Source organism: Alkalidesulfovibrio alkalitolerans DSM 16529, from assembly GCF_000422245.1.
Taxonomy (GTDB): Bacteria; Desulfobacterota; Desulfovibrionia; order Desulfovibrionales; family Desulfovibrionaceae; genus Alkalidesulfovibrio; species Alkalidesulfovibrio alkalitolerans.
Genome location: NZ_ATHI01000026.1, coordinates 197,179 through 212,545 on the forward strand (window position 1 = coordinate 197,179; position 15,367 = coordinate 212,545).

Here is a 15,367-nt window from a genome sequence, read left to right on the forward strand (position 1 = left end):
GCATGTTCGAGACACGCACGCCCGGCGCGCCGGGCCGGATGCCGAAGGAAATCCGCACGGCCCTCGACGAGGCCGGGCGCAGGCTTTCGGCCTATCTGCGCCGCTTTCCCCTCTCCGAAACGCGGCGACTGGAACTGGCGCTTGGCGTGCTGCGCGACCTTGATCCGCAGCCTGGCGAGACAGCCGAAACGCTGACCGGCCGCGCCGTGGCGGCGGTCCAGGAAGAACTCGGCCGAAGCGAGACGCTCGACGTCCCCACGCCATGTCCGCCGCTCGTCAGGCGGCACATGGCGCCCGAGGAGATGCACCGTCGTCCGTGGAGCAGGCCGCCCGTAAAGCCCTCGGCACAGGGCTTCCTGACCGAGCGGCAGACGCGCGAGTACCTGAACGAACCCTGGATGAAACGGGCGAGCCGTCGCCGCATCGTGCTCATCGTGCTCGTGCTCCTGCCCACGATCCTGGCCGCGCTGAATATGGGTGCGGTCTTGCCGCACAAGGGCTCCACTGCGCTCGAACTGGCCATCGTGGCCGTCTTCTCGATTCTCTTCGCCTGGATATCCATCGGCTTTTGGACGGCCATGGCCGGTTTCTGGACGCTCTTCAGGCGCTTCGACCGTTTCGTGATCACCACCACCAAGGAACGCGAGGGCGACGTCAGCGAGCCGCGCAAGGCCATGACCGCGATCCTCTTTCCGGTCTGCAACGAGGAATTCGAGCGCACGGCTGCCGGAATCAGGGCCACGTACCTGTCCCTCGAACGCGCGGGCGCGCTGACGGGCTTCCATTTTTTCATCCTTTCGGATTCCAAGGACCCCGACCGCTTCGTGCAGGAGGAGGCGATCTGGCGGCGACTGTGCGAGGAGTTGGGCGCGCAAGGCCGCATCTTCTATCGCCGCCGCCGAGTGAACCTCAAGCGCAAGTCTGGCAACATCGCGGATTTCTGCCGTCGCTTCGGGGCCGGATACGAATACATGGCGGTCATGGACGCGGACTCGGTCATGTCGGGCTCCATACTCGTGCGCATGGTGCAGATCATGGAGCGCCGCCGCCACGTGGGCATCCTGCAGACGGCGCCGCGCACCGCCGGGCGCGAGACGCTCATCGCCCGCGCGCAGCAGTTCGCCAACCGCCTCTACGGTCCCATGTTCGCGGCGGGGCTGCATTTCTGGCAGCTTGGCGACGCCCAGTACTGGGGGCACAACGCGCTCATCCGCGTCAAGCCTTTCATGAAGCACTGCGGCTTGCCGCGTCTGCCCGGCAAGCCGCCGCTTGGCGGGGACATCATGAGCCACGATTTCGTGGAGGCCGCGCTCATGCGCCGCGCATCCTACGGCGTGTGGCTGGCCTTCGATCTGGAGGGGACCTGGGAGGAGGTGCCGCCCACGCTTTTGGCCGAACTCAAGCGCGATCGCCGCTGGTGCCAGGGTAACATGCAGCACATGCGCCTTTTGCTCACCAGGGGGCTTTTGCCCGCGCACCGCTTTTTGTTCCTCAACGGCTTCATGTCGTATTTCTCGGCCTTTCTGTGGTTCGCGTTCCTGGTCCTGTCCACGGCCGAGGCGGTCCTGGAGGCGCTGGCCGTGCCGGTCTACTTCCCGCAAGACAGGGTGCTCTTCCCGGAGTGGCCGGTCTGGGAGCCCATGTGGGCGCTGGTGGTCCTGGCCATGACCTTTGTGCTCCTTTTCCTGCCCAAGGTCGCGAGCTGGTTCCTGGTCGTGACCAAGGGAGGGGCTAGGCGTTTCGGCGGGGTGCTTTCGCTCAGCCTTGGCATCGTCGCGGACGTTGTCCTGTCCACGCTGCTTGCGCCGGTTCGCATGATGTTCCACACCAAGTTCGTGGCCAACACCCTTATCGGCCGCGCTTCGGGCTGGCCGAGCCAGGACCGCTCCGACTCGGGCACGCCGTTTTCCGAGGCCCTGCGCTTCCATGGCCTGGACACCTGCCTCGCGGCGGTGTGGGGCCTTCTTTTGTGGCACGTGAACCCGGCCTTTTTCTGGTGGACGTGCCCGATCATCTTTTCGCTCCTGCTCTCCGCGCCGCTCTCCTCGCTCACGTCGAGCGCGCAGCTTGGCCGGGCGGCCCGGCGCATGGGCATCTTCGTCACGCCCGAGGAAGTGGAACCTCCGCGCGAACTGGCCGAGACGGCGAGCGGGGAGGAACATCTCAAGGCTCCGGCCGAGGGACTGGCCGATCCGCTGGGTTTCGGCTTCGCGCGGGCCGTGGTCGACCCGTTGACCAACGCCGTGCACCTGCGTCTGGCGCGCGGTGAGCGCAGCCTCGCGTCGAGCGTGGCCCTAGAGCGGCGGGCGCTTTTGGAGCGGCTGCTCCAAAAGGGGCCGTCCGCGCTCTCGGCGCGCGACAAGAATATCCTGCTCGCGGACCCCGGCCTGATGCGCGAGGCGCACCTCAGGGCCTGGACGCTGCCGCCGAGCTTCCTCGCTGAGCGTTTCGGCGCGCGTCTGTAGGCTTGGGCGGACGCGTTGAGGCGCGAGAATGCGCCGTTATCCGTCGTTTTGTTCTCCAAACAAGGCTGTTTTGTACGCAGGGCGCTCGCCACCCGGCTGTCCAGCAATTGAAAAACTTCGCTCCGCAGGCCGTTCAAAAGCGTCAGATGCAAGGCGCAAGGAAAATCCAGGCCCGACGCGTATCAAGGAATACGCGAGGGACTGGATTTTCCGCGGCAACGCCGCAAATGACGTTTTTGAACGGCCTGCTAGGTCTGGTGCATCGCCCAGACGTCTTCCAGCCAGTCGAAGACCTCGGCCGCGAGCAGGCGCTGGTTGCCGACCTGGCAGTGGGCGTCCGCGCCCTCCTGGGTCGTGAAGATCCTGCCCGTGGCCTTGCCCGAAACGCCCGCGAGAAATGTCTCGTAATGCGTGCGCGGCACCTCGCCCTCGGCCTCGCCGAGAATCCCCAGTGAAGGACAGCGGACGGCCGAAAGCATCTCGCCCGTGATAGTGAAGTCCCGTAAGCGTTTCAGCCACTCGCCCGTGCTCTCACACCCGAAGCGCGTGAGCGCGCTCAAGGCCTCCCAGCGTTTTCGCGGCGGCAGTTCCTCGGGCGGGGCGGAGACGATCTCGGCAATGGTGAAGGAGGGCATGCGCAGCGCAGCCTCCTCGCCACCCAGGAACGAGACCAGGTATTGGAAAAGATCGACGATGGGCGAATTGGCCACGAGCGCCCGGACGCGCGGATCGAAGGCCGCCGCGCGCGTGGCGAAGTAGCCGCCGAGCGAGATGCCCGCCAGGGCCACGCGCTCGGGATCGACGCCGGGCAGTCTCAGGGCGTGGTCGAGCACCGGGCCGATCACCCGCTCCCAATCCGGTCTGAATACGCCGCTCGGGTGCAGGCGGCGGTATCCGGCCTGGCCGGGGCCGTCGAAAAGCAGCACGCGGTGGCCGCGCTCGACGCCTGGCAGGCCGAGGCAACTGAACAATTCCTCGCTCGTGCCGTCGAAACCGCTCATGGCCACGAGCAGGCTCCCCGAGGGGCGGCGGGCGGGCGCCAGGAGATAGGCCGGGATGTCACCGCCTTCATAGGGGATGAGCAACCGCTCGGCCGAGAAGCCCGGCATGGCGGTCTGTCCGGCCAGGGACAGCCAGGCCGCGAAGGCGCGCAGGCAGCGCTCGTCCAAGGCGGCCCGCGATGCGTCCAGGGGGTCGGCGTAGTATTCGGCCGCGCGGAAATACTCGGCCGCGCGCTGAAATTGGTCGCGCGCGCTCACCGTGTGGCCGCGTGCAAGGCGCGTCTCGCCGTCGGCCAGGAGCCGCTCGGCCAGATCGGCGAAGGCGGCGGTCCAGGATGCGGGATCGTCCGCCCGGATGGAGCGGACCAGGGCCAGGCATTCGCCAGGGCTCGACGCGCCGTAGGCCCCGTTGCCCAGCGAGCGCAGAAGTTGGAAATCCATTTCGCGGTCGCTGAAGCCCGTGACCCGCGTTTCGCCGCGCGAAACGCCGCGTTGCGCATTCTGCATGGCCGCCTCCCGTTCCGTGTCAGAATCCCCAAATATCAGCCCTGGCCGCGCGCAAGGGCCGCCAGAGTGCGCACGCCAAATCCCGTGGCGCCCTTGGGCCACAGGTCCGAGGCCGCGTCCACGAAGGATGTGGGCGCGATGTCCAGATGCGCCCACGAAGCGCCTTCGGGCACGAAGCGCTTGAGGAACATCGCGGCCGTGATCGCCCCGCCCTCGCGGCGTCCGACGTTCTTCAGGTCCGCCGTGTCGCTCTTCAACTCCTCGGCGAACAGTTCGTCCAACGGCAGCCGCCAGAAGCGGTCGCCCACGTCCGCGCCCGTGACCCGGATGCGCTCGGCGAGCTCGTCGCTTGGGCTGAAGACTCCCGCATAGTGCACGCCCAAGGCGATACGGCAGGCTCCGGTGAGGGTCGCGGCATCAATGACCGTGGCAGGGGAGAGGCGTGCGGCGAAGGCCAGGGCGTCGGCCAGCAGCAGGCGGCCCTCGGCGTCGGTGTTGACGATCTCCACCGTCAGTCCGGCAAGGCTCTCGACCACGTCGCCGGGCTTCACGCTGCCGCCGTCGGGCATGTTGTCCGTGCAGGGCAAGAGGCCGATCACGCGGCGTTCGCCCCGCCCACCTCCAAGGCGGCCGAGCGTCTCCAGACAGCCCAGCACAGCCGCCGCGCCAGCCATGTCGCTCTTCATCTCTTCCATCTTGGCTGCGGGTTTGAGGCTGATGCCGCCGGTATCGAAGGTCACGCCCTTGCCGATCAAGACCAGGGGCTTGCCGCCGTCGGGGTCGGTGTCCAGGACGATGAACGCGGGTTCGGCGCGCGACCCTTGGGCCACGGCCGCGAACGCGCCCATGCCCATGGCCTCGATTTCCTGCCGGCCGTGCACGCGGCAGGAGAAGCCGTGCCGCGCGGCCAGTTCGCGCGCCGTTTCGGCCACGATGGCGGGCGAGGCGTGGTTCGAGGGCCGGTTCACGAGGTCGCGGGCCAGGCACACGCCTTCGGCCTCGGCCAGACCCAGAGCCAACGCGGCCGAAAGCTTCTCGCGCGAGGCGTTTTCGTCCGGCAGGAGCAAAAACTCCTTCGGGTCAGCCGGGGCCTCGTCCGTGGTCTTGAGCAGCTTGAAGGCGTAAAGCCCCAGGCAGAGCGCCACGGTCGCCTCGCGCACGATGCGCGGCGCGCTTGCGCTTTCAATCTCGGGCAGCCCGGCGAGCAACACGCCCGCGCGCTCGCAGAGGCGGTCGCGGGCCACGCGCGCGGCCACGGCCAGGGCGCGGGACAGCTTGTCGAGAGAGAAGTCGGCCGCGTCGCCCATCCCCACGGTCAGCAGGCGGCGGCAGGGCGCGCCGGGCAGGGTGTAGAAAAGGCCGGTCTCCTTGAATTTGGCGGAAGCCTCGCTAAGGCCAGGGGTCTGGGCCAGCGCTTCGAAGGGGCTGGGCAGGGGCGCGGGGCGGTCGGCGAACAGCGGCAGCATCAGGGTTTCGGCGGTTGTGAGTGCGGAGGTGTCGGCAAGGGCTATGTTCACGGTTTCTCCTTCATGTGGCGCATCGGGTTTTGGGGAGGCCGAGCCGTCCCGCCTTTTCTGTAGCAGGGACGGGCACTTTTTTCAGCCCATGGGGCCAGAATGGGCCGTGAAAACTTTTTTATCAAGCAGTATCAGTGTGTTGACGATTTCTGGGATGTGGCTGGCATCGCCCTTGCGATAAGCCGGACGGCGAGAAATTTTTGCCGCACCTTTGCATCGGGAGAACGCGATGTTCAGTTCCATGTTCGTTGGCGCCACGGGAGCCGTGGCGCACAACACCATGATCCAGACCATCGGCCACAACCTGGCCAACGTGAACACAATCGGCTTCAAGAACACGCGCACGCTGTTCGAGGATCTGATGTACGAGAACAAGCCTACCGGAGGCGGAGTCTCTCCCGGCGGCGCGGTGTTCGGCGCGGGGCAGGTGGGCAAGGGCGTGCGGGTCTCGGACATCATGACCGATTACAGTCAGGGCTCCTTCGAGATGGGCACATTCGCCACGGACCTGGCCATAGGCGGCAAGGGCTTCTTCCGCGTCGTGGACGACCAGGGACGGGCCTTCTATACACGCGCGGGCAGCTTCCGCTTCGACAATGAGGGCGTGCTGCGCGACATGAATCGCTTCGCGTTGCAGGGCGTACCCATCGACCCCGTGACAGGCCTGTCCGGCGGCGGGTCGCAGACCATCCGTCTGCCCATGGGGGAGGAGGAACGCGACGGTCAGATCGTGAACGTCTATCGTTCCGACCCCAGGGCCACGCAAAACATGACGGTCATCACCAACCTCGACTCCGGAAGCCCTGACCGGACGCACGATCCCGCGAATCCGTTCTTCTCGCTGGGACTCGCCTGGGACGGGACCAGCCAACCTCCCCTGGCCGAGTCGCAGTACTCCTACCTGAACGGCATCAAGATCTACGACGCGGACGGCACAGCGCGAAACGTGAGCATCTATTTCGATCCCGTGCGCAGCGGCGTCAATAACGCCGGGCCGGGAGGAACCCGCTACTGGGAATACGTGGTGACGGTGGATCCCTCCGAGGATGGCCGCGCGCTGGCCGATCCAAGGGCCGGGGGGCTCCTGATGATGGGCACCCTGACCTTCAACGCGGCGGGCAACGTCATCGACCAGACGGCTTACGTGCTCGATCCGTCGGCAACCGACTCCTCCGATCTCGACAATTGGCGGCTGGCCACCCTGGCAGATGGACGCCCCTCCTTCGATGCGGTGTTTCGCGCCTCGGGCGGTGGAACGCTCGCCCCGCAGTCCATGAACCTCAATTTTGGCTTGGTGGCTGGCGACGACTGGAGCGATCCGGGCGCGCGCGCCTCGGCCGTGGGCTCCAATGCGGGCAGCCTGCCGAGCATGAGCGCCACGCCGCAAAGCGCGCTCTTCACCACGAGCTTCGCTAGTTCCTCCGTGACCTTGACCCAGAATCAGGACGGCTACTCCACCGGCTATCTGAACTACCTGAGCGTGAATACGGGAGGAGTTCTTACGGCCTACTATTCCAACGGGCAGAAGGAAGACCTCTACCAAGTCTCGCTCTACAACTTCCCGAGCGAGTACGGACTCAGGCGCGAGGGTGGCAATCTCTTCTCAGAGACGCCGAATTCCGGTGCGGCCATCGAGGGCGTTCCCGGCGAGGACGGCCTGGGTGCCATTGCCCAGTCCACGCTGGAGCAATCCAACGTGGATCTGGCCATGGAGTTCGCGAATCTGATCCTCGGGCAGCGGGGCTTTCAGGCCAACACCAAGGTCATCACCACGGCTGATTCCATTATCAGCACCTTGAACCAGATGAAACGCTAGTACCGGCTTTAGCAAACCGTCCAAAAAGCACCGCCTGCGCGTTGCCGCGAAGAATCCAGCCCCTCGCGCATGTTCTTATACGCGTCGGGTCTGGATTCTTCTTGCGCCGTAATCCGGCGTCCTTCGAACGGTCTGCGGAACGGTGTTAGGCAAAAGTCTGTCAGCCTCCGTTCGGGACATTGTCCGCCGTCTTCCCGGATGGGCGGTATCGCCCGGCGGCGAGTCAGCGCGGCATGTCCATGGCATGCCGCGCTTTTTTCTTCGCGGAACCTTTTTGGGACGCGATTTCTTTGCCCCCTGCCGCCGCATTCCCTTGTATGTGACTGAAAAAATGTTTATGCCGCATAAAGATCGCCTGCAAAAAGAACCTGTTGCGGAACCTTTATACGAAGTGGAGTTTGCGTGGCGAAGCCTATCAGACTGCTCGTGGCGGATGACCACGCCATCGTGCGCGACGGCCTGGGGCGTCTCCTGGCCTCGCAGCCAGGGGTGGAGGTCTGCGGGGAAGCCGCGGACGGCGCGCAGGCCGTGGCGCGCTGCCTGGATCTGGACCCCGACATCGTGCTCATGGACATCGGGATGCCTGGCATGGACGGCATCGAGGCCACCGCGCGCATCAAGGAAGCGCGGCCGGAGACCAGAATCCTCATCCTCACGGCCCATGAAGACAGGAATCTCGTGCGTCTGGCCATGAAGGCCGGGGCCAGCGGGTATCTGCTCAAGAACGCCGATCGTGGCAGGCTGGCCCAGGCCATCGAGACCCTGATGCAGGACGGGGCCTTTCTCGAACCCGACCTGTGCATCGAGGCGGGCGACGTTCCGTGCGGAAAGGACGACAACCGGTTCGCCGCCCTCACCAAGCGTGAACGCGAGATACTGGCCATGGCCGCCGAGGGCATGCGCAACCGCGAGATCGCGGATAGGCTGTGCATCAGCGTCAAGACGGTGGAGAAGCATCGCGCCAACCTGATGAAGAAGCTCGGCCTGCACTCCGTGGCCGAGCTCGTTTCCTTCGCCCTCAAGGCTGATTTTCTCTATAAGGCCTGAGCCCGCCATCCCTTTGGATTGCCGTGCGTGAACGAAAAGCGCTCTCCCGAAAACCGGTGGAGCGCTTTTCGCGTCTTGGAGCCCTTGGGCGCTGAATCTTCCACGGCGCAAGCGTGTCGCCAGCGCCGCAAGCCGCGTCGAGGAGCCCTCCGCGTTTCGCTAGAATTCGATCAACGGCGGATCGGCGAAATGCGTCAGCGCTCCGGCTGTTCCGCCGTCCAGGGGGAGGCCGGGCGCAAGGTCCGGCTCCTTGCCCTCGAACGCGGCCGGGGTGAGCGCCCGCAACAGTTCCGCCGCGCGCTGCACGGCCCGCTCGAAGAGCGCGTCGAGGCTCTCGCGCCGTTCCTCGCCCGTAACCGGGTGACGATAATCTATCTCGCCCGCGAGCCGGGGAAGTTGCGTGGTCATGGCCGGGATGTAGTGCAGGGCCAAAAGTTCGCGCGCGCCGGACGGCAGAAGGCCCCGTGCGGCATACAGCCCGCTCGACAGCCAGGTCGTGCGGGCCAGGGCCTGCATGACCGCGAATATGCGCCAGGCCCTCGCCTGGCAATCGCGCGCGAGCCCCGCCTCCACGCCCGTGGTGTCGGTCAGCCTGCCCTCGGCGAAGAGCGTCTCGCGCGGCGTCTCGGCCCCGCGCAGCGTGCGGGAGAGCGACATGGGCAGCACGCGCCCGATCCCGCCCATGAAATGGATGTCCATGAGCGTCTCGAAGGCGCGGTGCCGCTGCACGGCCCTGGTGCGCCGCCTCGGGTCCGGATGGTGGTAGTCGCCGGTGGCCCAGAAGACCAGGGGATGAAAGGTCGTGTCGGCCGCGATGTGCGTGGCCAGCCCGGCCAGCCAGGCGGCCAGCCAGGGGCGCGGGTGCGCGGCGTGATCGCGGGCCAAAAGGCGCAGGATCTCGTGCGAATCCTCGCCCTCGTGGCCGGAAAGGACGTAGGGCACGCGGCGGCAGGCGGCCGGGGCCGAGGCGGGCAGGTAGTAGAGCGCGTCGTGGGCCACCGAGCCGATGCGCAGCATGTTCGGGCAGGCCGCGAGAGGGGACTGCCAGGGCGTGTCCGCAAGCCTCTCTGCGGTGGCCTGCGCCACCAGCCAGTGCGTCAGTTCCTTGGGCATTCGCCGCCGAGCCTTCGGTCGAGCAGCCACATGTCGGCCAGGACAAGCAGGACCATGGCCTTGCACACGGGCACGATGCGCGGGATGGCGCAGACGTCGTGGCGGCCGCCCACCGTGATTTCGGTCTCCTCGCCCTGGCGCGTCATGGTGCGTTGCGGCTGGCCGATGGAGGGGATGGGCTTCACGGCGCAGCGCACCACGATCTCCTGGCCCGAGGAGATGCCGCCCAAAATGCCGCCCGCGTTGTTCGAGGCGAAGCCATCAAGCGTCATCGGGTCGTTGTTCGTCGCGCCCGTGGCCCGCGCGGCCGAGAAGCCCGCGCCGATCTCAACGCCCTTGACCGCGCCGATGCCCATGAGCGCGTAGGCCAGCCGCGCGTCGAGCTTGTCGAAGACCGGCTCGCCAAGGCCTGCGGGAACGCCGCGCGCCCGGACTTCCACCACGCCGCCCACGGTGTCACCGGCCGCGCGCGCCTGCCTGCAACGCTCCTCGAAGGCGGCCACGGCCGCCTCGTCCGGGCTGAAGAAAGGCCGGGCATGAGCGTTCTCCGGGTCGATCACCCGCGCGGGAACGCCGCCCACCTCCACGGGGTAGGCCAGGACCGAAACGCCGCGCGTGGCCAGAAACGCTGCCGCCACCGCGCCGCCCGCAACGCGCGAGACCGTTTCGCGGCCCGAGGAGCGGCCGCCGCCGCGGTAGTCGCGGAAGCCGAACTTGGCGTCGTAGGTTCTGTCCGCATGGCCCGGCCGCCAGACGTCCTTGATGGCCGAATAATCACGCGAGCGCATGTCCTGGTTGGCGATGAAAAAGCCGATGGGCGTGCCCGTGGTCCGGCCCTCGAAGACGCCGGAATGAAGGTGCACGGCGTCGTCCTCGCGCCGCGCCGTGGCCGCGATCCCGCCCGTGCCGGGCTTTCTGCGGTCGAGTTCGACCTGGATGTCGGCCTCGGTCAGGGGAATGCCTGCCGGGCAGCCGTCGATGACCCCGCCAAGCCCCGGCCCGTGGGATTCTCCGAAGGTGGTCAGGCGAAAGAGCTTGCCGAAAGTGTTGCCGCTCATGCGTTCTCCCGTGATCCATTTGCCGCCTCACCGGATGCCCGGCCCGTGCGCATGCGCGTGGCCCAGCCCTGGATGAGCGAATAAAGCACCGGCACCACGATCACGCCCAGGCAGGTGGCCGCGATCATGCCGGCAAAGACCGACGTGCCCAGGGCATGGCGCGCGGCCGCGCCCGCGCCCGTGGAGATCACGAGCGGCACCACGCCCAGGATGAAGGCGAAGGAGGTCATGAGGATCGGCCTGAACCTGAGGCGCGCGGCCATGATCGCGGCCTGGCGCGCATCCATGCCCGCGTCGTGCTTCATCTTGGCGAATTCCACGATGAGGATGGCGTTCTTGGCCACCAGACCGATGAGCATGACCAGGCCGATCTGGGCGTAGACGTCGTTCTCAAGCCCCCGCAGCCACTGCCCGGCCATGGCGCCGAAGATGCCCAGGGGCACGGTGAGCAGCACCGCGAAGGGAATGGCCCAGCTCTCGTAAAGCGCGGCCAGGAACAGGAAGACCATGACCAGGGCCAGCAGGAAGACGTACATGGCCTGATCGCCGGAAAGCTTCTCCTGCAGCGAGATTCCCGACCACTCGAAGCCGTAGCCCTGGGGCAGGCTCCGGGCCGCGCTCTCCATGGCCGCGATGGACTGGCCGGAGCTGAAGCCGTGCGGCGTGTCGCCGTTGATCGTCACGGAGCGGTAGAGGTTGAAATGGGTGATGTACTCTGGCCCGGAGACGCCTTGCGTGGTCACGAGCGTGGAGAGCGGGACCATGGCCCCATCCTGGCCGCGCACGTGGAAGACGCCCACGTCTTCGGCCCGCTGGCGGTATTCGGGAGCGGCCTGGAGCATGACGCGGTAGGTGCGGCCGTACTTGTTGAAGTCGTTGACGTAGTAGCCGCCGAGGTAGGTCTGCAGGGTCTGAAAGACCGAGTCCACGGGCACGCCCAGGAGCTTGGTCTTGTCGCGGTCGAGATCCAGGAAGACCTGCGGCACGTTGTCGCTGAAGGTGGTGAAGAGCCGTGTCACCTCGGGCCGCTTGCCCGCATCCTGCATGAAGGCCTGGGCCGCCTGGGACAGATCGGCCACCTCGCCGCCGCCGCGTTGCTGCACCTGGAACTCGAACCCGCCCGTGGTGGAAAGTCCCTGGATGGCGGGCGGGTTGAAGGCCATGGCCAGTCCCTCGGAAAGGCTCATGAAGGCTCGCTGCAGGCGTTGCTGTACGGCCTGGGCCGACATGCCGGGCTCGGTGCGCTCCTCGAAGGGCTTGAGCATGATGAAGCAGGTGCCCGCATACGAGCTGTTGGCGCTGGTCAAGATGTTCAGGCCGCCCAGGGTGAGGATGTCGCGGATGGCGGGTTCGTTCGCGGCGATCTGTTCGATCTGGCGCATGATCGCGTCGGTGCGCTGCAACGACGCGCCCTCGGGAAGCTGCACGGCCGCGATGAGATAGCCCTGGTCCTCCGCGGGCACGAAGCTCGTGGGCAGCTTCTCCAGGAGCACCCAGGTGGCGCCGAAAAGGACGGCCATGAGCGACAAGACGAGGCCGAAGCGCCGGATGGCCCGCGTGACCGAGGCCTCGTAACCGGCCGTGAGCCGCGCGAAGCCTGCGTTGAACTTGCCGAAGAACCAGCCCAGGGGGCCGCGCGTGGTCTTCTCCGGCCGGAGCAGGAGGGCGCACAACGCCGGGGAGAGCGTGAGGGCCACGATGGTCGAAAGCGCCACGCTGACCGAGAGGGTGAGGGCGAACTGCTGGTAGAGCCGTCCGGCCACGCCTCCCTGGAAGGCCACGGGCACGAAGACCGCGATGAGCACGAGCGAGGTGGCGATGACCGGGGCCGTAACCTCGTCCATGGCCTTCTTGGCCGCCTCGCGGGGCGAGAGCCCTTCCTCGTCGATGAGGCGTTGCACGGCCTCCACGACCACGATGGCGTCGTCCACCACCAGGCCGATGGCCAGCACCAGGCCGAAGAGCGTGAGGGTGTTGATGGAGAAGCCGAGTACCTGAAAGGCCGCGAACGCGCCGATGAGCGAGACGGGCACGGCCAGCATGGGGATGAAGACCGCGCGGCCGTTCTGCAGGAATATGAAGACCACCAGAAAGACCAGGAGCAGCGCCTCGAAGAGCGTCTGGACCACCTCGTTGATGGAGTCGGTGACGAAGCTGGTCGTGTCGTGGCTGACCTGGTACGAGATGCCGTGCGGGAAGCTTTTGGCCATCTCCCCCATGGCGGCGCGCACCTCGGCCACCACGTCCAGGGCGTTGGCCCCGGGAAGCTGGTAGACGAGGATGGAGGCGGTGTCCTTGCCGTTGAGGCGCGAAAAGGCGCTGTAGGACTGCGAGCCCATCTCCACGCGGGCCACGTCGCGCACGCGCAGGAGCGAGCCGTCCGCGCCCGCGCGCACGATGATCGCGCCGAACTCCTCGGGCTCGGAGAGGCGGCCCCTGGTCTGGATGGCGAGCTGCACCTCCTGGCCCGGCGGTGAGGGCGGCGAGCCGATCTGGCCCGCCGGGGCCTGCACGTTCTGCTCCCCCACGGCCGCGATCACGTCGGCCACGGTCAGATTCATTCGGGCAAGCTTCTCCGGATCGAGCCAGATGCGCATGCCGTAGTCGCCCGCGCCGTAAACCATGACGTTGCCCACGCCCTTGATGCGTCCAAGGTTGTCGGCCAGGTTGATGGTCGCGTAGTTGGAGAGGAAGAGGGCGTCGTAGCCCGGATCGTCGGCCATCAGGTTGATGACGGCCAGCATGTTGGGCGACTGCTTCTTGACCGTGATGCCCTGGCGCACCACGTCTGGCGGCAGTTGCGGTTCGGCCAGGGCCACGCGGTTTTGCACGTCCACGGTGGCCATGTCCAGGTCGCGGCCTACCTCGAAGGTCACGGTCAGGGTCATGGTGCCGTCGTTGGCGCTGACGGACTGCATGTACATCATGCCTTCCGCGCCGTTGACCTGTTGCTCGATGGGCGTGGCCACGCTCTCCTCGACCACGCCCGCGCTCGCGCCCGGATATGTCGCCTTGACCTGGACCGTGGGCGGCACAATCTCCGGGTACTGGGCCACGGGGAGGAGGTAGAGGCAGATGGCCCCCACCAGGGTGATGACGATGGAGAGGACGGCCGAAAAGACGGGCCGGTCGATGAAGAAATGGACGAGCACGGGTCAGTTCCCGGCCTGCCCGGCTCCGGCCGGGGCCTGGGGCGCGGCCTGGGGGGCCACTGGCATGCCGGGCCGCAACCGCTGGGTTCCCTCGACCACGACCCGGTCGCCCGAGGAAAGCCCCTCGGCGACGATGAAGTCGCTGCCGTGGCTCGGACCGAGCGTGACGGCTCGCGATTCGAGCAATCCTTTCTCGCCGACCACGTAAACGCTCTTCTTTCCTTGCACGTCCATGACCGCGCGCTGCGGCACGAGCAGGACGCCGTTCATCACGCCCGCGCCCACGACGACCTTGGCGTACTGGCCGGGCAGGAGCAGGCCGTCGGGGTTTCCGAAAATGCCCCGGATGGACAAGGTGCCCGTTGTCGGGTCCACGGTGCGCTGGGCCACATCGGCCGTGCCCGTGATCCCGTAATCCCGGCCGTCGGCCAGGATGAGATGCAGCGGCGGCGCGGGATCGGGAATCCCCTCGGCAACCTTTTGCTGGTGCTCGCGCACGTAGGCCAGATATTCCTGCTCGCTGATGCTGAAATCGACGTACACGGGATCGATGGAGTCCACGGTCGTGAGCAGCGTGGATTCGCTCCGCCCCACGAGACTGCCCACCTTGACCAGGGCCTTGCCCGCGCGGCCGTCGATGGGTGCGTTTACGCGGCAGTAGCCGAGGTTCAGCCGGGCCTGCTCCACGGCGGCCCTGCTCGCGTCGCGCGCGGCCTGCGCCTCGCGGTAGCGCGTGTGCACGGAGTCGTATTCCTCCTGGCTGACCACGCCCTGCTTGACCAGGGAGGAAAAGCGGCGCTCGTCCACGGCCGCCTTGTCCAGAGCGGCCTGGGTGCGGTTAAGGTCGGCCTGGGCCTGGTTCAAGGTCTCCTTGTAGGGCCGCTCGTCGATGACGAACAGCAGGTCGCCCTGCTTGACGAGGGAGCCCTCCACGTACGCCATTTTCTCCAGGAACCCCTCCACGCGGGCGCGGACCTCCACGCTCTCCTTGGCCGAGATGCGCCCCGGATACTCGTAATTCAGGACCACGTCCCGTGGCGCAAGAGTCATGACCGAGACCGGTGTGGGTTTGGGGGCGTCGGCATCGGCCTTGGCTTTGCCAGAGTCCTCGCCCCCGCAGGCCGCTAGAAACAGTACGAGGCAGGAAAGCGCGCATGCGCGCCGGAAGGCCCGGATGCGATGACTTTTTGGGAAACGATGCATGGCTGAAACCCCTCGCGCGCGTCTCGTGCGGCCAGCGCCGATGCCGGGAGCACGGGTGAAAGCATGGCGATATCTCGCCCTCAATACCCCCGTGGCAGGTTGAAGTCCACTACGCCACGGCGTCTTCTCCAGAGACGGTGTGCGGTGTTCCTTGGGCTTGCGAGACAAATCTTGCAAAAAAGTAAATAATTCGCAATTATGCAGGTATGCGATCGCACAGTGCGTTCTTTACCTCAGTCTCCCCCTCATGGACTGCCGCTCTCGTCAACTGGTATCGGCTTGCGCTTTCGCCTGGCAATATCCACATGATGCCGATCGTATCGATCCCGACCTCGCGGGACGGTTTCCCAACGAATATTTTCGATACATCGCCCATGCGCCAAGGGCAGCAAATATTTCACACTTTGGAAAGAATTCTTGATTTTTCCCGCACCAGACGATAGCTCCAAACGGATTTTGTCAATTACGATGCAGTAATATTGGGGGTT

10 protein-coding genes are annotated in these 15,367 nt (G+C 66.5%); 3 read left to right on the forward strand and 7 right to left on the reverse strand.

What is annotated here, in order from left to right:
* Positions 1-2: 2 nt before the first annotated feature.
* Positions 3-2,465, forward strand: a complete 2,463-nt coding sequence (mdoH, locus tag DSAT_RS08430; protein ID WP_020887074.1) for a glucans biosynthesis glucosyltransferase MdoH — start codon at positions 3-5, stop codon at positions 2,463-2,465.
* A gap of 248 nt (positions 2,466-2,713) precedes the next feature.
* Here mdoH and DSAT_RS08435 read toward each other — a convergent pair whose 3' ends face one another.
* The 3 genes from DSAT_RS08435 to DSAT_RS15505 all read right to left on the reverse strand — a co-directional run bounded on the left by DSAT_RS08435 (position 2,714) and on the right by DSAT_RS15505 (position 5,733).
* On the reverse strand, positions 2,714-3,973 hold the full coding sequence (locus tag DSAT_RS08435; protein ID WP_020887075.1) for an alpha/beta hydrolase: 1,260 nt from the start codon (positions 3,971-3,973) through the stop codon (positions 2,714-2,716).
* A gap of 35 nt (positions 3,974-4,008) precedes the next feature.
* The gene (locus DSAT_RS08440) at positions 4,009-5,490 is read right to left on the reverse strand and encodes a leucyl aminopeptidase (RefSeq protein WP_020887076.1); all 1,482 of its coding nucleotides are present in this window, start codon (positions 5,488-5,490) and stop codon (positions 4,009-4,011) included.
* 81 nt (positions 5,491-5,571) lie between these two features.
* On the reverse strand, positions 5,572-5,733 hold the full coding sequence (locus DSAT_RS15505; protein WP_153304088.1) for a hypothetical protein: 162 nt from the start codon (positions 5,731-5,733) through the stop codon (positions 5,572-5,574).
* Here DSAT_RS15505 and DSAT_RS08445 point away from each other — a divergent pair.
* Both DSAT_RS08445 and DSAT_RS08450 read left to right on the forward strand, forming a co-directional pair.
* Positions 5,720-7,306, forward strand: a complete 1,587-nt coding sequence (locus DSAT_RS08445) for a flagellar hook protein FlgE (RefSeq protein ID WP_020887077.1) — start codon at positions 5,720-5,722, stop codon at positions 7,304-7,306. The genes DSAT_RS15505 and DSAT_RS08445 overlap by 14 nt on opposite strands.
* A gap of 402 nt (positions 7,307-7,708) precedes the next feature.
* On the forward strand, positions 7,709-8,353 hold the full coding sequence (locus tag DSAT_RS08450; RefSeq protein WP_020887078.1) for a response regulator: 645 nt from the start codon (positions 7,709-7,711) through the stop codon (positions 8,351-8,353).
* Between the two features lie 159 nt (positions 8,354-8,512).
* On the opposite strand, the gene DSAT_RS08455 is transcribed toward DSAT_RS08450, so the two are convergent.
* The 4 genes from DSAT_RS08455 to DSAT_RS08470 are packed head-to-tail and all read right to left on the reverse strand — an operon-like array spanning position 8,513 to position 14,879.
* Entirely contained in the window at positions 8,513-9,466 is a 954-nt protein-coding gene (locus tag DSAT_RS08455) for a zinc dependent phospholipase C family protein (RefSeq protein WP_020887079.1), read from the reverse strand.
* Positions 9,451-10,524 (reverse strand): chorismate synthase, encoded by a 1,074-nt coding sequence (gene aroC, locus DSAT_RS08460; protein ID WP_020887080.1) that lies wholly within the window; start codon positions 10,522-10,524, stop codon positions 9,451-9,453. Before aroC ends, DSAT_RS08455 begins: the two co-directional genes overlap by 16 nt.
* Positions 10,521-13,676, reverse strand: coding sequence for an efflux RND transporter permease subunit (locus tag DSAT_RS08465; protein ID WP_020887081.1), 3,156 nt, complete (start codon positions 13,674-13,676; stop codon positions 10,521-10,523). The genes aroC and DSAT_RS08465 overlap by 4 nt, the downstream gene beginning before the upstream one ends.
* Before the next feature lie 3 nt (positions 13,677-13,679).
* Positions 13,680-14,879 (reverse strand): efflux RND transporter periplasmic adaptor subunit, encoded by a 1,200-nt coding sequence (locus DSAT_RS08470; protein WP_020887082.1) that lies wholly within the window; start codon positions 14,877-14,879, stop codon positions 13,680-13,682.
* Positions 14,880-15,367: the final 488 nt, after the last annotated feature.